The organism is Anaerocaecibacter muris (assembly GCF_943192945.1).
Taxonomy (GTDB): domain Bacteria; phylum Bacillota; class Clostridia; order Christensenellales; family Pumilibacteraceae; genus Anaerocaecibacter; species Anaerocaecibacter muris.
In genome coordinates this window covers 120351-137172 of sequence record NZ_CALPCE010000003.1, presented here as the reverse complement: position 1 = coordinate 137172, position 16822 = coordinate 120351, and the positions used below count along the sequence as shown (strand labels likewise).

At 52.4% G+C, this 16822-nt stretch carries 15 protein-coding genes; all 15 read left to right on the top strand.

The annotated features are described in order from the left end of the window. Positions 1-129 precede the first annotated feature (129 nt). The 15 genes from rplJ to NFR57_RS03700 all read left to right on the top strand — a co-directional run bounded on the left by rplJ (position 130) and on the right by NFR57_RS03700 (position 16813). Positions 130-621, top strand: a complete 492-nt coding sequence (gene rplJ / locus NFR57_RS03770) for a 50S ribosomal protein L10 (RefSeq protein ID WP_251182500.1) — start codon at positions 130-132, stop codon at positions 619-621. A 149-nt stretch (positions 622-770) separates the two neighbouring features. Beyond that, positions 771-1145, top strand: coding sequence for a 50S ribosomal protein L7/L12 (gene rplL / locus NFR57_RS03765; protein ID WP_251182499.1), 375 nt, complete (start codon positions 771-773; stop codon positions 1143-1145). Positions 1146-1546: 401 nt separating this feature from the next. Continuing rightward, positions 1547-2485 (top strand): magnesium transporter CorA family protein, encoded by a 939-nt coding sequence (locus NFR57_RS03760; protein ID WP_251182498.1) that lies wholly within the window; start codon positions 1547-1549, stop codon positions 2483-2485. Between the two features lie 107 nt (positions 2486-2592). After that, positions 2593-4221: a hypothetical protein gene (locus NFR57_RS03755; protein ID WP_251182497.1), complete on the top strand. Its 1629-nt coding sequence runs from the start codon at positions 2593-2595 to the stop codon at positions 4219-4221. Positions 4222-4233: 12 nt separating this feature from the next. Then, positions 4234-5187, top strand: a complete 954-nt coding sequence (locus NFR57_RS03750; protein WP_251182496.1) for an ROK family protein — start codon at positions 4234-4236, stop codon at positions 5185-5187. A gap of 359 nt (positions 5188-5546) precedes the next feature. Beyond that, positions 5547-6086 carry a rubrerythrin gene (rbr, locus tag NFR57_RS03745; RefSeq protein WP_251182495.1) on the top strand — a complete coding sequence of 180 codons (540 nt, stop codon included), beginning with the start codon at positions 5547-5549 and terminating at the stop codon, positions 6084-6086. A 169-nt stretch (positions 6087-6255) separates the two neighbouring features. Further along, the gene (locus tag NFR57_RS03740; RefSeq protein ID WP_251182494.1) at positions 6256-6921 is read left to right on the top strand and encodes a flavodoxin domain-containing protein; all 666 of its coding nucleotides are present in this window, start codon (positions 6256-6258) and stop codon (positions 6919-6921) included. 51 nt (positions 6922-6972) lie between these two features. Beyond that, the gene (locus NFR57_RS03735) at positions 6973-8166 is read left to right on the top strand and encodes a leucine-rich repeat domain-containing protein (RefSeq protein WP_251182493.1); all 1194 of its coding nucleotides are present in this window, start codon (positions 6973-6975) and stop codon (positions 8164-8166) included. Positions 8167-8421: 255 nt separating this feature from the next. Next, complete coding sequence (locus tag NFR57_RS03730; RefSeq protein ID WP_251182607.1) at positions 8422-8958, top strand: helix-turn-helix domain-containing protein; 537 nt, start codon at positions 8422-8424, stop codon at positions 8956-8958. 128 nt (positions 8959-9086) lie between these two features. Next, complete coding sequence (locus NFR57_RS03725) at positions 9087-10592, top strand: polyamine ABC transporter ATP-binding protein (RefSeq protein WP_251182492.1); 1506 nt, start codon at positions 9087-9089, stop codon at positions 10590-10592. After that, positions 10582-11463 carry an ABC transporter permease gene (locus tag NFR57_RS03720; RefSeq protein ID WP_251182491.1) on the top strand — a complete coding sequence of 294 codons (882 nt, stop codon included), beginning with the start codon at positions 10582-10584 and terminating at the stop codon, positions 11461-11463. The genes NFR57_RS03725 and NFR57_RS03720 overlap by 11 nt, the downstream gene beginning before the upstream one ends. After that, positions 11460-12263 (top strand): ABC transporter permease, encoded by an 804-nt coding sequence (locus NFR57_RS03715; protein ID WP_251182490.1) that lies wholly within the window; start codon positions 11460-11462, stop codon positions 12261-12263. Before NFR57_RS03720 ends, NFR57_RS03715 begins: the two co-directional genes overlap by 4 nt. 18 nt (positions 12264-12281) lie before the next feature. Continuing rightward, a complete protein-coding gene (locus NFR57_RS03710) occupies positions 12282-13526 on the top strand; it encodes an extracellular solute-binding protein (protein ID WP_251182489.1) in 1245 nt (414 codons plus the stop codon). A gap of 679 nt (positions 13527-14205) precedes the next feature. Beyond that, entirely contained in the window at positions 14206-14496 is a 291-nt protein-coding gene (locus NFR57_RS03705) for a PfkB family carbohydrate kinase (RefSeq protein ID WP_251182488.1), read from the top strand. A 166-nt stretch (positions 14497-14662) separates the two neighbouring features. Beyond that, positions 14663-16813, top strand: coding sequence for a glycoside hydrolase family 3 N-terminal domain-containing protein (locus NFR57_RS03700; protein ID WP_251182487.1), 2151 nt, complete (start codon positions 14663-14665; stop codon positions 16811-16813). Positions 16814-16822: the final 9 nt, after the last annotated feature.

Genomic DNA, 16822 nt, shown 5'->3' with positions numbered 1-16822 from the left:
CTTTTAAATGGGCGAAAAAGCAACAAAAAAACAGTCAATAACTTTGCGTGGTGCGCCTCGCAAAGAAATGCGGACAGATCCGCACCCCGCCCGCAAGGGCAAGACCCAGTCTTTAAGGAGGTAAAAACCATGTCGTTACACAATATCGAACAGCGCAAACAGTATGTCGCCGAGGTCGTCGAAAAAATCAACAACTCGTCGTCGGTGGTGCTTGTCGATTACCGCGGAATAAACGTCGAGCAGGATACCGCAATGCGTAAAGCGTTGCGCGAAGCGGGCGTCGAATACCGAGTAATAAAGAACAGCGCGCTTTCCCGCGCGTTTGAGCAAACGGGCAACGCGGGCTTCGACGATCACTTTGTCGGACCTACCGCCGCGGCGTTCGGACCCGAATCCGACCCCGTCGCGCCTTGCCGCATACTCAACGAGTACGCAGGCAAAACGCCCATGACAATCAAAGGCGGCGTCGTCGAGGGCAAAAAGTTCGACGAAAACGGTATCAAATCGCTTGCGAACATACCCGAAAAGCCCGTGCTTTTGGCACAGCTCTTGGGCTTGCTCACCAGCCCCATGCGGTCTTTGGCTATTGCAGTCAGCGAAGTTGCAAAGCAAAAGGCGTAACCGCAACGCGGTCGAACGTCGCACGAATAAAGGCGCGAGCGACCGATTGCAACCCGAAAACAAAAAACATCGCGGTATAACCGCCGAGCGGCGACGTAATCGCCAAATAAATTACGGGCAAAAAGCCCACTATTAAGGAGATAAAAATCATGGCAGATTTGGACAAGATGATTGAAGAAATCGAGAAAATGACCGTTCTCGAACTCAACGACCTCGTTAAGAAAATCGAAGAAAAGTTCGGCGTATCGGCGGCGGCTATGGCTGTTGCGGCTCCCGCGGCAGGCGGCGCGGCTGCTCCCGCAGCGGAAGAGCAGACCGAGTTCACGGTAGTGCTCAAAGAAGTCGGACCGAACAAAATCCCCGTCATCAAGGTTGTGCGTGAAATCACGTCGCTCGGACTATCCGAAGCGAAAGCGCTCGTTGACGGCGCGCCTTCGACCGTTAAAGAAAACGTTTCCAAAGCGGAAGCCGAGGAAATGGCAAACAAGTTCAAAGAAGTCGGCGCAACCGTCGAACTCAAATAAACTTGCATTTTGCAATAAAATCGATAATCTTAAACAAAAAAAGCTCCGCACTCGCGGAGTTTTTTTGTGCAGCAAAGCGCCGCGACAATTATACACCGTACAGAATAGCACAACCCACATACCCCCATACCGAACGGCACAGCCCACACCACCATCATTCCGAGCTTGTCGAGGAATCCGGGCGAACCGCCGCAGGGCAGTGCGGCAGTAACCAACTCCCACATCAATTCGCAACACCCTCATAATTACACAACATCTTTTAAACGCTTGCAAAGTTTTTCGGTTTATGGTAGAATTATGAGTGGAGGAGAGCAATGGACAGTTCCGACAGTAGTTGTAATAGTTAGGTTCGCGCACGGCAGTTTTGCGGCGCGCGAATACGCCCGTTGTTAAAACACGCTATGTTGAAAATCTATGCTATGGAAAGCGGCAAGCGCGAGCTTGCCGAGCGCGAAAACATTGCGCCCGGAACTTGGATAAACCTCGAAAATCCGTCCGACCTCGAAGTGGAGCTTGTAAGCGCCGCGACGAGAATACCGGAGGATATGCTCAAAGCCGCACTCGACGAAGAGGAGCGCGCGCGTATCGACGTGGACGACGACGTTACGCTCGTGCTTGTAGATATACCTGTCATAAACGAAGAAAAGGACGCGTACGTGTATTCGACGCTTCCTCTTGCAATGGTCTTTAACAAAGACTATTTTGTCACCGTGTGTCTGCGCGAAACGTCGGTGCTCGGCGACTTCGTCACAAAAACTATTCGCAACTTCGACGTGAACAAGCGCACGCGGTTCATTTATCAAATACTGTACTGCAACGCAACCAAGTTTTTGTCCTATCTAAAACTGATAGACCGAACGGCGAGCCGCATACAGCAGTCGTTGCACCGCGCGCTCAAAAACACCGAGCTTATAAAACTGCTCGACCTCGATAAAGCGCTTGTTTATTTTTCCACGTCGCTAAACGCCAATCAAATAGTTATCGACCGTATTCGCACGCTGTCCACAATCAAGCATTACGAGGACGACAACGACCTGTTGGACGACGTAATTATCGAGAACAAACAGGCGATAGAAATGGCGTCCATACATCGCGAAGTTTTGTCGGGCACTATGGACGCGTTCGCCTCGGTTATTTCCAACAACCAAAACATAGTCATGAAGCTGTTGACGGCAATAACCATTTTGCTCACGATCCCCACGCTGATAAGCGGGATTTGGGGCATGAACGTGCTTGTTCCGTTCGCAGATAACCGGTACGGGTTTTGGATCGTGCTCGGCATAATCGCCGCAATTCTGATACCCGTGATAATTATAATGATCCGAAAACGAATGTTTTAGCGCAAATTAACGCCGTTTTACGGCGTATAACCAAAAATACCGCGATTTTTTTGTGCAAAGATTATCAAAATATTGACAAAATACAACGCGGGTTGTATAATTAAATTATGTTGGATTGGTCTAAACTTTTTAACATCGTATTCGTTGCGACGGCGCTCGCGCTTATAATGTTTTTTATCGTTTCGACGATTGTCGTCGCGGTCAAGGGCAAACGTAAGTGCAATGCGTTCGACGTAATTTTGCGCATTGTCGCGTCAATCGTGCTTATTGCGGCGGCGGGCATGTTTGCCTGTTCCGTACTGACAATGCTAAAAGGCGATTTCCGCATTTCGTTTACGGTCGGCGCGGACGGCGCGATCGTGCCCGTGTTCGTCATGGGAGCAAAGCCTACGGAACTGCCGTTAGCCGATCTTTTTGTCGCGCTTGCAACGACGGTCGGGTCGCAACTCGCCGCATTGCTGTTGATTTGCAGTCTTGTCGCGCTTATTGTCGATTGCCTTGTCGCCAATAAAAAAGCGGACAAACCCGCAAAAGCCAAAGCCAATAACAAGGACAAGTCGCCCGAACAGATAAAACGCGATCTCGAACTCGAAAAGATTAGGCGTATAGGCGAGTCCGCCGTTAAAAAGACCAACGCCGCGGCAAGCGGTAAAAACCGCGAAACGACGGAAAGCGTGTCGCGCAACGTAGAACAATCGCCCGCGGAGCAAACCCAATCCGAGTCTAAACCCGATTGGCGCGAGCAACAGCCCCAACACTCTACCGAGTTTGTCGGTCTTAACAACGACAATGCCGACGACGGGTTTGACAGCTTCGACGACGACTTTACGGACGGCGGCGATACTACTGCCGAGGATGCGCAAGCCGATGTTACCGAAAGCGTCGAAAACACCGAAACAACAGAAACTACCGAATATAGCGAATACTCCGAAAGCGTCGAAACGGACGACGAGGTTTACGACGAACAGTCCGAATACGTTGACGAATATCAAGCCGACCAAACCGACGAAGCAATCGAAACGGACAGTGCGACGGATACCGTCGAAGGCGAGGACACGGAGGACTTGGATGCGTTTATCGACGAGTTTTTTGCCGAGGACGGAGAACCCGCCGAAAGCGACGGCGAGCGGCAGTCCGAAGTCGAGGACGACGAAGTTACCGAATACGCGGACGCAGAGCAGACCGAACAGGTCGAGGATATAGACGAGCAGTCGGACGACGACGAAGCGTGGTACGCGCAGGGCAACGAGGGCGAGTATACGGACGCGGTTGACGCCGCGCAGGCGGACGAGGGCGCGGACGACGAGAATATCGAGCCCAACCGCGACATATATATTCCGCAAATGCGGACTGTGGTTAAGGACAAGGCGGAGAGCGAAACGACGACGGTAACGACCGTGTCGGTCGAGCAAAAGACGGCTGTGCGGACGACGGAGAGCGCAAAGCGCGCCGACGTTGAGTCCGTTGCGGCGAGCAAACAAAGCGGCGGAAAGCGCGCGGCGCAGACGTCGGGCGGCGCAAAACGCGGCGCGGCGAAGAACGCCGGCAAAGGCGCGGCAAAGTCCAAAAAGACCAAAGCGGAAATACCCGCGGAAAAGAAGTTGCCCGTTACGCGGCGTTATGTCATACTCGACAGGCGCAATGCGGTCAACATGTTCGGCGAGTATCTTAAAGACCGCAAGCAGTCGGATAAAGACAAACTCAAATCATCTATAAACACTATAATAATCGAATAATCGAGGGATTGTATGTATTGTATCGGCATTGATATAGGCGGTATGTCCATAAAAGCGGGCGTCGTCGATAAGGACGGCAAAATCGTCAAAAAGGGCAAAGTAGTTACCGACGTTGCGGCGGGCGAACACAAGATAATCAACGACATAGGGCGTTTGGTGCTGTCGCTTGCCGACCCCAACGATCGCGACTTTGTAGGTATAGGTATCGGTTGCCCGGGTGCAATAAATTCCTCGACGGGTGTTGTCGATCGCGCGTTCAATCTGAACTGGCATAAAGTCGCGCTTGCGGAAGAGCTTGCGCGCATGATAAACAAACCCATTAAGGTCAGCAACGACGCCAACGTCGCCGCGCTCGGCGAAACAATGTTCGGCGTCGGTCGCATGTACACGGACACCGTGTTCTTGACGATCGGCACGGGCGTCGGCGGCGGCATAGTGCTCGGCGGAAAGCTGTACGAGGGCAACGAGAGCAAGGGCGCGGAACTGGGGCACATGGTGCTTGTAGTGGACGGCGAACCTTGTTCGTGCGGGCGTAACGGCTGTATGGAAGCATATTGCAGTGCGAGCGCGCTCATACGCGAAACCAAAAAAGCAATGCTTGCAGATAAAAATTCGGCTATGTGGAAGTTTTCGCCCACGCTCGACGACGTGGACGGGCGCACGGCGTTCGAGTGCAGTAAGGCGGGCGACCGTTCGGCTAACGCGGTTGTCGATTATTTTGTCAAGTACCTCGGCGAAGGCATGCTCAACTTTGCAAACATTTTCCGTCCGCAAGCAATAATTTTGGGCGGCGGGGTTTGCGCGCAAGGCGATTACCTTATCTACAAACTTAAAGACTATTGCAAGGACAGAAATTACGGCTTTGCCGACACGCCGCGGTTCGATATTCTTGTCGCCCAGCTCGGCAACGACGCGGGTATTATCGGCGCGGCGGGACTTATCTACTCGATGGTTCAAGTCAATTAAAAATTTTGATAAAGCATTAAAGGCTTGTGCGGAATACGCGCAAGCCTTTTTAAGTGAAAAGTAAAGTCAAGCCTACCGATTGAGCGGCGAACCGCCGCAGAAAAGTAAAGCCCATATCCCCATCATTCCGAGCTTGCCGAGGAATCAAGGCGAACCGCCGCAGAAAAGTAAAGCCATTATCACCCATCATTCCAAGCTTGCCGAGGAATCCAGGCGAACCGCCGCAAGGAGTAAAAGCTGTACGCGCAATCGTCCTGCATTTTATTCCGCACGATTCGCGGTAAACCGTCAAGATATGCGCGTAAGCGGGCGCGCGCGCGTGCTATACTGTACGCACGTAATAAAGGAGTTTTCATATCATGAAAAATTTAAAGGGTACCAAGACCGAAGAAAATTTGATGACCGCTTTTTCGGGCGAGAGCATGGCGCGAAATAAGTACGATTATTATGCGACCAAGGCGAAAAAGGACGGGTACGAACAGATAGCGAGCATATTCGCCGAAACCGCGTCCAACGAAAAAGAACACGCCAAAATATGGTTCAAGTTGTTGCACAACGGCATAGGCGATACTCTCACCAACCTGAAAGACGCCGCCGACGGCGAACACTTTGAGTGGACGGACATGTACAAGACTTTTGCCGAGGACGCGGACAAAGAGGGCTTTACGTCCATAGCGGAGTTGTTTCGCAAGGTCGCGGCTATCGAAAAAACGCACGAGGAGCGGTACGTCAAGCTCGCCGCCAACATTGAAAAGAACGAGGTGTTTAACAAGCCCGTCAAGGTCGTGTGGGTGTGCCTCAACTGCGGACATATTCTTGTCGCGGACAGCGCGCCCGAAGTTTGTCCCGTGTGCGCGCACCCGCGCGCGTTCTTTGCCATGAACGCCGAAAACTATTAACGGTTTATTATCGGTCAATATCGCCGCTTGACGGATAGCGTTTGCGGCGCGATAATATAGGAAATGCGGAGCTGTTTGCGGCTCCGTTTTTCATGTTTGCCAAAACGCTTGAAATGCTTGCGCAAATATGATACAATAATATCATCAACCTAAATCGAGAGGTTTTTTCATGAAAGGCAAACTTTTGATTGTGTTCAATTCGGCGCACGGCTATGTAAAGCGTTACGTGGATATTTTGGGCAATGCGCTCGGTTGCGACGCGGTGCCGGCGGACAAGCTCCGCGGCGACATGCTCGGCGGGTACGATAAAATTTTGTATATCGGTTCCGTTCGCGGCGGCACGCTCGGCGGGTACAAAAAGATTGCCGACTACCTCGACGTTATTTACAAAAAATTCATACTGTGCGGCGTGGGCTTGTTTCCGTTCCGCAAAGAGCGCGCCGAGCGCGTCAAATCGGTCGCTGTCAGCGTCGCTTATGAAAAGTTTGTGCCCGCGTTTTACGTGCAGGGCGGGTTCGACCTCGACGAATTGTCGCGCACCGAAAAGATGTCTATTTCCATGATCGTGCGTCAGCTCAAATCGGCGAGCGTAATCGACGAGGACGGCACGTATTTCCTTAACGCAATGAACACGCCCGTGGACGAAGTCAAGCAGGCGAATATTCAGCCGCTTATAGACTACCTCGACGACAAGACGGTCGATCCCGAACTGTACTCGCCGCCCGAAATAACCGATCCCGAGGAGGAAAAACAGTTCTTCGAGGAAATGGAAAAAGCCGCGTCCGCGCCCGAAAACAAAAAGCGCGCGCTTAAAAAGAAACTGAAAGGCAAATAGTCGCGCGGCGCAGTATTATAAAAATAGGCGCCACGCAGTTGTTGGTGGATTATGTCAGACATACCCGTTATTAAATGCAAACGCGGCAAGGACGATCGCTTTTGCACGCTTAAAAAAGTAGTTTCGTCAACCGCGGAAACAGTGGAGTTGCCCAAGTACGCGGACGGGCGATATATAACCTCGATAGGAGTCGGAGCGTTTAAAAAATGTCCGCGGCTCAAAACGCTTGTTATTCCCGACACGGTTACGACTATCGAGCCGAAGGCCTTTGAGGGAAGTAATCTTGAAGTTATCGTTATTCCGTCGTCCGTCACCGAAATAGGCGATCGCGCGTTCGATAAGTGCGTGTATCTGCGCGACGTCACGATAGAAAACCCCGACGCAAAAATAGGCAAGTTCGTATTTTCGGGCTGTTACAATATTCGGCGCGTAAAGTTGCCTGTCGCCGCGTTCGACGGCAGGTGGTTTACTTCCGTCGAGCATGTGACCGTCATAGGCAACTGCGAAATCCCCGAAGAAAAGTTTAAAGACTGCGGCAACCTTAAAAAAGTAATAATCGGCGAGGGTATAGACGTGATTTGCGAATACGCGTTCAGTTCTTGCGAGGGACTGGAAGAAGTCGTTTTGCCCGACAGCCTTACCGAGATAGAAGCGTATGCGTTTGAAAACTGCAAGGCGTTAAAATCTTTTACCGTGCCCAAAAACGTTTCGGATATTGGATACGGCATATTGAGCGGCAGTGCGGTCGAGCGGTTGCGCGTCGATAAAGATAACGCCGTTTTTCACAGCGACGGCGATTGCATTATCCGCACAGCGGCAAAAGAACTTGTCGCGGGGTGCGCCGTCAGCGTAATACCCAACGACGGCAGCGTGCAAATAATAGAGGACCGCGCGTTTAACGATTGCGTCGGGCTTGTCGCAATCGTCGTTCCGTCCGCAATCAGATACATAGGCGACGGCGCGTTTTCGTGGTGCGAAAACCTTGAAACGGCGGTGCTGTCGGAGGGCGTCGAGGCGGTGTTCGACTTTGCGTTCTCGGACTGTCCGCACCTGCAATCGGTCAAACTTCCGTCCACGCTCAAAGAGCTGGGCTTCGGCGTTTTTGACGAGTGCGAGTGGCTGTCCGACGTGTATTATAACGGCACGGTTGTCGATTGGTACGCCATACAAAGCGAATACGCTTCGGCGTGTAACAGTTCGTTCGTACTGCATTGCACCGACGGCGATATAAACGATTATAAATAAGCGCGCCGTCGCCGTGTTTTGGGCGATTTAACGTCATGGTAATTTTTTTACTTGCTTGCGAGCTTCGCAGGCATTTTTTTGCTTGCAAGTAAAAAATTTTCTAAAAAATATTAAAAAATATACTGTAAAATAATTGACATATATCGCGCAATACCCTATAATATTTTTCGTTTGGTTTACTAAAAGTAAACTTAAAGTTTAAATAAAACAAACTTACGATCGGAAAGGACGGCGGTAATGCAAGAGAACAACGAAATATCGATAGGGTCGAAGTTGCGCGATTTGCGGCTTAAAAACGGGCTTACGCAAGAGGAGCTTGCCGACCGCGCGGAGCTGTCCAAGGGCTTTATCAGTCAGTTGGAAAACGACGTTACGTCGCCGTCGATAGCGACGCTTATAGACATACTTACGCTGTTGGGGTCGAGCCTGTCCGAATTTTTTTCGGGGTTCGACGACAAGGCGCAACTTGTGTTCACGCCCGAAGATTACTTCGAGAAACAGACGGATGAAGTGACGGTCAAGTGGATTGTTCCGACGGCGCAAAAGAACGCCATGGAGCCGATTATTACGGAGCTGGAAGCGGGCGCGGCGACCGACGCGGATATTCCGCACGAGGGCGAGGAGTTCGGGTACGTGTTGCAGGGCAAGATTAGGGTAGTCGTGGGCGATCGGTCGGAGGTTGCCTGCGCGGGCGACAGTTTTTATTTTTCGTCCGACAAGCGGCACTACATAGAGAACGAGGCGGACGGAGTGAGCAAGGTGCTTTGGGTGTCCTGCCCGCCGACGTTTTAGCAAGTAGCGGCTACCTCGCGCACATATATGCGCGGTAGCTACAAAGTTTTTGCGGGACGCGCGGCAACGGCTGTTCGGTCGGTCGCGACGGCGCACGGATTTGTTTTAATCTTTTTCGGAGGAATAATATGGCAACGACAACGAGAGAGAAGTTCGATAATATTATCGAAATCAAAAACGTTACCAAGGTGTTTGACGGCATTACCGCCGTGGACAACGTCAATCTTGCGGTGCGCCGCGGCGAGTTCGTCACGTTGCTCGGTCCGTCGGGCTGTGGCAAAACGACGCTGTTGCGCATGATTGCGGGATTCGAGTTGCCCACATCGGGCACTATTCTGCTGGAAAAGCAGGACGTCACCACTGTGCCGCCGCACCTGCGCCCCATTAACACCGTGTTCCAAAAGTACGCGTTGTTCCCGCACCTCAACGTGTTTAAAAACATTGCGTTCGGGCTTAAACTCAAACGCGTGCCGACGGGCGAGTTCGACAAAAAGAACAGACCCGTTTACCGCAAGTTCACCAAGGACGAAATTGCCGAAAAGGTCGAGCGCGTTTTAAAGCTGGTCAACCTCGAAGCATACGGCTATCGCGGCATTACGGGCTTGTCGGGCGGTCAGCAACAGCGCGTCGCCATTGCGCGCGCCATTGTTTGCGAACCCAAAGTTTTGCTGTTGGACGAGCCGCTCGGCGCGCTCGATCTTAAAATGCGCAAGGAAATGCAGTTGGAACTTGCGGCAATGCACAAGGATATAGGCATTACTTTTATTTACGTCACGCACGATCAAGAGGAAGCCCTTACCATGTCCGACAAAGTGGTCGTCATGACCGACGGCGCGGTTCAGCAGTACGGCACGCCCAAAAAGATTTACGACGAGCCTGCCAACGCGTTTGTCGCCGACTTTATCGGCGAGAGCAACATACTTTCGGGCGTAATGAAAAAGGATTTTTTGGTCGAGTTTTGCGACACGCAATTCAAGTGCTCCGACAAGGGCTTCGGCAAAGACGAACGCGTTGACCTTGTCGTGCGTCCGGAGGACATTGCGGTCGATCCGAAAAAAGGCGCGCTCAAAGGCGAAGTCGTTTCCACCGTGTTCAAGGGCACTTATTACGAAATGGAAATCATGGCGGCGGGCTATCAGTTTACCGTGCAGAACACCGTGGAACGCGCGGTGGGCGAAACGGTGTGGCTGTCCATAGAGCCCGACGGCATACACATCATGAAAAAGTTGAAGACGGTAAACGAATACGACGGCGAAATCACTGCCGAAAATACCGTTAAGTTCTGCGGCGGCGAGTTCGAGTTTGCGGGCGGCGAAGCGTTTGAACGCGGCGACGAAGTGCGCGTGTCCGTGCCGTTCGACAAGATTGATCTTACCGACGACGAAGCGGACGGCGTTATCGGCGCGAACGTGACGCAGACCCTGTACAAGGGCAGTTATTATCAAGTGCAGGTGTATACCGACGACGATAACGATTTTTTGATTGACACCGTTGACGAGTGGGATATAGGCGACCGCGTCGGCATTAAGATAGACCCGCGCGACCTTACCGTTACGCGCAAGGAGAAAGAGCAAGAAACCGAGCCGACGTCCGCGTCCGCCGAAGCAGAGGAGGGTGACGAAAATGCGCAATAACGTTGCTGCCGTCGAGCCGCAAGCCGCGCCCGAAATACCGCCGACCGGCGCAAAGTCAGAAAAGTCGAAAAAGATTAAAATCCGCGGCATTAAGCGTTCCGCTTTTGCCATGCCGTATCTCGCGCTGTCCATTGTGTTTGTTATCGTTCCGCTGTTTATCATGCTTTACTATGCGTTTACCGACGGCGCGACGGGCGGAATAACGGGCGAAAACTTTGCGCACTTTTTCCGCAGACCCAACATTATGGCGGTTATGGGCAAGTCTTTTCTCGTCGCCATGCTGACGACCGTGTTTTGCTTTTTGTTGGCGTATCCGCTCGCGTTGGCGTTGAGTTCGTCCGCGCTGAATAAGAAGTTTATACTTGTTATGCTGTTCGTCCTGCCCATGTGGATAAATTCGTTGCTCCGCACCTATGCGGTCAAGATTGTTTTGTACATGCTGGAAATAACCAACGCGTGGGTGTCCGTGACGATAGGCATGGTTTACGACTTTTTCCCGTTTATGCTGTTGCCGTTGTATTCAGTGCTGTCGGGCATGGATAAGTCCTTAATAGAAGCGTCGCACGACCTCGGCGCGTCGCCGCTGACCACGCTTATAAAAGTGCGGTTGCCGCTGTCGCTGCCCGGCATTGTTTCGGGCGTGCTTATGGTGTTTATGCCCACCGTTTCGACGTTTGCCATATCCGACGTTTTGGGCGACACTTCGACGTATATGTTCGGTAACATAATCAATCAGTGGTTTGCCAACAGCGGCGGCTGGAACATAGGCTCGGCATATTCGTTTATTCTGCTCGTGCTTATCGCGCTGACAGTTTTGCTTGCCAATAAGATTTCCAAGGGGCAACATGCCGAAGTGGGAGGCGTACTGTGAGTAAAAACGTTCGCACCGGTCTTATTTGGGCGTTTGTCGGCGTAATGCTCGCCGTCATGTATGTGCCCATACTCATACTTATTATTTACTCGTTTACGGGCGCAAAGGCGCTCGGCGTGTGGAGCGGATTTTCGCTTGAACTGTACGCCGACTTGTTTACCAACGAAAGCGTGCTCAACGCGTTTAAAAACTCGTTTATTCTCGCGTTTGTGTCCGCCGCGCTTGCAACCGTGCTCGGCACGACCGCCGCGGTCGGCATTTACCACATGCGCAGGTGGAAAAAGAACGCCGCTAACTTCGTCGCAAACATTACGATGGAAAACGCGGAAATCGTTACGGGCGTTACGTTTATGATGTTCTTTTTGGCAATGCGCTTGCCTTACGGCTGGACGACCTTGATTATCGCGCACACCATGATAACCGTGCCGTATGTCATTCTGTCGGTCACGCCGCGTCTGTCGCAGCTCAACCCCAATCTTTACGAAGCGGGGCTCGATCTCGGCGCGTCGCCCATGCGTTCCATGTTTACCGTTGTCGTGCCGCAACTTATCCCCGGTATGATAAGCGGGTTTGTAATGGCGTTTGCGCTGTCGCTCGACGACTTTATAGTGTCCAAGTTTGTAAACGGCAGCGTCGAAACAATCCCCGTATATCTTTATAACGCGCTCGCCAAGCGCGGCGCAGACCCGACGCTCCGCGCGCTGTCGTCCGTGCTGTTCGTGGCGGTGCTTGCGGTGCTTATCGCGCTCAACGTCGTAAGCGTGCGGCACAAAAAGAAAGTCGCGAAGATAAGCGGTTAGCGGTTGGGAGGAATTACCATGAAAAAGAAAATAATATCCGCGGCGCTCGCTTGCGTTATGGCAACTTCCGCCGCCGCTACGTTTATGGGTTGCGCGCCCCGCGACGAAATTCTTAAAATTTATAACTGGGGCGACTATATCGACGAGGACTTGATAGGCGACTTCGAGGACTGGTATCAAGCCGAAACGGGCAAGACGATTACCGTCGAATACGACACGTTTGAAACCAACGAAGATATGATTATGCGTATCGAAGTGCTTAAAAACGATTACGACCTTGTTTGCCCGTCCGACTACATGGCAGAACGCATGATTAAAGGCGGGCTGGCGCAGAAAGTGGACAGAACGGTTTTCGACATGACAGCGGAAGGGTTTTTGTACGAAGGGCTTGCCGACATGGTCAAGCCGTTCGACGAACAGCTCGAATACTTTGTTCCCTATGTTTGGGGCACGTTCGGCATTATGTACGACACAAACCACATAGACGCGGGATCCGAGGACATGACGTCTTGGGGCGCATTGTGGTCGGAAAAATACAAAAAACACATACTCATGAAAGACAGCGTGCGCGACGCATATTCGGTTGCGCGTATTTACAACAATCGCGAAACACTGTCCTCGCTGTCCGACGGGTTTAAAGACTATAACGAACAGTATCAAGCCGAACTTATTTCGTACTTTTCCACGATAGACATGCCCGCGGTTAAAGCCGCGCAAAACGCGCTTATCGCGCAGAAAAGTTTGCTGTATAAGTACGAAGTGGATTCGGGCAAAGCGGACATGCTCGCGGGCACGACCCAAGGCACACTCGGCTTGTTTTGGTCGTGCGATTCGTGTCTTATCATGCAAGAGGACGGCGGCGAACATTTTTATTACGAAGTGCCGAAAGAGGGTAGTAACGTATGGGTGGACGGCTGGATTATTCCCAAGTACGCGGGGAACAAGTATGCCGCAAATATGTTTTTGAAGTTTATTAACCTCTACGACGACGAAAACGATTTTGCAATGCGCAACTTCGATTATATGGGCGCATCTATGGCGAGCGCGGAAGTTATGGCAGACGCGAAAGCCGCGCTCGAGGAGGACGACGGCACGGACGAAGAAAGCGTGCTATACGACAAGCCCGAGTGGTTTAAACAGATGTATATAGATATGCTGTTCCCGCCCGACGACGTGCTGGCGCGTTGCGCCGTAATGCGCGATTTCGGCAAGAAGTGGAGTACCGAACTGGACAGCATGTGGATAGACGTTAAAACAAGCTGATGAAGTAGATAAATAATAGATAGTAGTTTATCAAGGTTTGCGCATAGCGCAAGCCTTGATTTTTATATATAGACAAGAAATGCTTATACCCCCGTCATTCCGAGCTTGCCGAGGAATCCGGGCGAACCGCCGCAGGGAGGCAAAGCAATAACAAGTGTGCGGCTAACGCCTTGATTTCTCCGCTTCGCTCGCTATGCTCGCTTCGGTCGAAATGATGGGGAGGTGGAAAGGGCGTGCTCGCTACGGTCGAAATGATGGGGAGAGGGTAAGGGCGTGCTCGCTTCGGTCGAAATGATGGGGAGGGATAAGATAATAAATAAGAGATAAAAGATAAGAGTTGCGGAAGTTTTGCTCTGCGCAAAACTTGATTAGATATATATAGAAAAGAAATGCTTATACCCCCATCATCCCGAGCAACGCCGAGGAATCCGGGCGAACCGCCGCAGAGTGAGGAGGCATTACAAACACCCCATCATTCCGAGCTTGTCGAGGAATCCAGGCGAACCGCCGCAGAGTGAGGAGGCATTACAAACACCCCATCATTCCGAGCTTGTCGAGGAATCTAGGCGAACCGCCGCATAGAGGAAAAGCCGTAATAATAGTGCGGCTAACGCCTTGATTTCTCCGCTCCGCTCGCTGACGCTCGCTTCGGTCGAAATGATGGGGAGAGGGTAAGGGCGTGCAAAACGTAGTCGTAACGCTGGGCGCGGCGGGGTGTCTTTTGGTGAACGCGCAGACCGTCAAGTATATAGAAGGGTTTAAGGTCAAGGCGGTGGACACCGTCGGCGCGGGCGATTCGTTTACGGGCTCGCTCGGCGCGCTTATCGACGAGGGCTATTCCGTCGAGGACGCGTTGCGAGTATGCTCGGCGGTGGGCGCGCTCGCCGTGCAAAAGTCGGGCGCAATCCCGTCCATGCCGTACAGGCGCGACGTAGAAAAGTTTATCGCCGAGCGCAGTAGCGCAAACTGATTTTCGGGAATTTAAAAATTTATCGTAAAGGCTTGCTTTTATCGGCGAAAAATGATAAAATACATAATATAATATAAAACCACGACGGCGCGGCGGCAAATTATGCGGCTAATTGCCGTCGTTTCGTTTGAAAACATTTACATTAATCTTAAAGGTGGTAAACTCCATGGCAAACACAGCGGCTCGCTCGGCGGAAGTCGAAAAAAAGATAGACGAAATTCTATCGAAAATGACGATCGAGGAAAAGGTAGGGCAAATGCAACAGCTCGCGGCTAACATGGACGCCGCCAAACTCGACGAGTATCGCAAAATGGGCACGATCGGGTCGTTTTTGCACGTGCTCGGCAACGATACGCAAAAATATATCGAGCCTGCCGAAAAGAGCAGGCTGGGCATTAAACCCATATTCGGCATTGACGCCATACACGGTCATGCGCTGTTAAAGGGCGCGACGGTGTTTCCGTCGCAGCTCGCGGCGGCATGCACGTTCGACGAGCAACTTGTCGAAAAGATGGGCGAGGTCACCGCAAAAGAGGTGGCGGCGGACGGGCTGGACTGGGTGTTTTCGCCCGTGCTGTGCATGGGCAGAGATTTGCGCTGGGGGCGCATTGACGAAACGTTCGGCGAGGACACGGAAGTCGTCGCGCGGTTGGGCGCGGCTATTATAAAGGGCTATCAAAAAGACGGGCTTGTCGCGGCGTGCGCCAAACATTACATAGCTTACGGCGAGGCGACGGGCGGGCGCGACGCTTACGATTCGCAGGTCACCGAACGCAGAGTGCGCGAAGTGTTGTTAAAACCGTTTAAAGCGGCGGCGGACGCGGAGGTCATGTCGGTCATGACGGCATACGGGTCTATCGACGGCAAGCCGTTCACCACCAGTCGCAAGTGGTTGACCGACATATTGAAAGAGGAGCTCGGATTTAACGGGCTTATAGTCACCGACTGGGATAATTACAAAGCGCTTGTACACGGTCAGCGTGTGTGCGAGGATTTGTGCGAGGCGTGCAAGGACGGTATACTCGCGGGCAACGACATGTGCATGTACACCGACGTTTTTTATAACGCAGCAATCGAGGCGGTCAAAAACGGCGAAATCCCCATGTCTGCGATTGACGATTCGGTGCGCAGAATTTTGCGCATGAAAGCGCGGCTGGGGCTTTTGGACGGCATGCCCGCGCGCAAACTTCCGCCGCGCTCGGTTATCGGCTGTGCGGAACACGTCGCGGTCAATTACGAAGTTGCCAAGGAGAGCGCGGTTCTGCTTAAAAATAACGGCGTTTTGCCGCTGGGCAACGTCAAGAGCGTTGCGGTTATCGGACCGAATGCCGACGACGTCGGCGCGCAATACGGCGACTGGACTTATTATTCACACCCCAACCCCAATCCCCAAGCGACGCCAAAGGACGAAGTTTATACTCTGCTCAAAGGCGTTAGGGAAGTGTTTGGCGACGCGCGCGTGACTTACGCCAAAGGTTGCGTAATAGAGGACGGAGATTGCGGCGCGGACAGCGATAAGGCTATGGACGAGGCAGTCGCGTGTGCGAAAGCGGCGGACGTCGCAGTCGTCGTTATCGGCGACAGGCTGAAATACAACGGCGAGGGCAAAGACGTTGCGCAACCGATTTTGCGCGGACGGCAAATAGAATTGTTAAAGCGAGTGAAAGCGGTTAATCATAAAGTCGTCGCGGTGCTTGTAAACGGCAAGCCGCTCGTTTTGTCCGAGGCGGAGGGTTATTGCGACGCTATTGTCGAAACGTTTAACGGCGGCGATATGTGCGGGCTTGCCGCGGCGCGGTTGATTAAGGGCGAGGAGAACTTCGGCGGAAAACTGCCCATATCGTTCCCTTGCGGCGTGGGCAGCGGACCCGACTATTACAATCAATACGACTACTGGCACGGCGGCAGGTACGCGGACGTTAAGCACGAAAATCCGTATCCGTTCGGGTTCGGGTTGTCTTATTCTCGGTTTGAATACTCCGCGCCCGTGCTGTCTGCGGGCAAGGCGAAAAGGGATGGCGCGGTGCGTGTGTCCGTGACCGTCAAAAACGCGAGCGACGTGGACGGCAAGGAAACGGTGCAGTTGTACTTCCGCGACAGGGTGTGCAAAATGCTTACGCCCGTGCGCAAGTTACTCGACTTTAAAAAAGTGTTTATCGGCGCGGGCGAGAGCAAAACCGTTACGTTTGACGTGGCGGTCGCCGACCTCGGATATTATGACGAAAACTGCGTTTACACAGTTGACGCGGGCGCTTTCGACTTTTACGTCAGCGGCGACGGCATTAACTTCGGTCACGCCGAGTTGATTGTAGAGTAATCGGCGCGC

Excerpts from the sequence above, each read along its gene's own strand:
- rplJ (WP_251182500.1), top strand. The coding sequence starts at position 130 with ATGTCGTTACACAATATCGAACAGCGCAAACAGTATGTCGCCGAGGTC.
- rplL (WP_251182499.1), top strand. The coding sequence starts at position 771 with ATGGCAGATTTGGACAAGATGATTGAAGAAATCGAGAAAATGACCGTT.
- NFR57_RS03760 (WP_251182498.1), top strand. The coding sequence starts at position 1,547 with ATGTTGAAAATCTATGCTATGGAAAGCGGCAAGCGCGAGCTTGCCGAG.
- NFR57_RS03755 (WP_251182497.1), top strand. The coding sequence starts at position 2,593 with ATGTTGGATTGGTCTAAACTTTTTAACATCGTATTCGTTGCGACGGCG.
- NFR57_RS03750 (WP_251182496.1), top strand. The coding sequence starts at position 4,234 with ATGTATTGTATCGGCATTGATATAGGCGGTATGTCCATAAAAGCGGGC.
- rbr (WP_251182495.1), top strand. The coding sequence starts at position 5,547 with ATGAAAAATTTAAAGGGTACCAAGACCGAAGAAAATTTGATGACCGCT.
- NFR57_RS03740 (WP_251182494.1), top strand. The coding sequence starts at position 6,256 with ATGAAAGGCAAACTTTTGATTGTGTTCAATTCGGCGCACGGCTATGTA.
- NFR57_RS03735 (WP_251182493.1), top strand. The coding sequence starts at position 6,973 with ATGTCAGACATACCCGTTATTAAATGCAAACGCGGCAAGGACGATCGC.
- NFR57_RS03725 (WP_251182492.1), top strand. The coding sequence starts at position 9,087 with ATGGCAACGACAACGAGAGAGAAGTTCGATAATATTATCGAAATCAAA.
- NFR57_RS03720 (WP_251182491.1), top strand. The coding sequence starts at position 10,582 with ATGCGCAATAACGTTGCTGCCGTCGAGCCGCAAGCCGCGCCCGAAATA.
- NFR57_RS03710 (WP_251182489.1), top strand. The coding sequence starts at position 12,282 with ATGAAAAAGAAAATAATATCCGCGGCGCTCGCTTGCGTTATGGCAACT.
- NFR57_RS03700 (WP_251182487.1), top strand. The coding sequence starts at position 14,663 with ATGGCAAACACAGCGGCTCGCTCGGCGGAAGTCGAAAAAAAGATAGAC.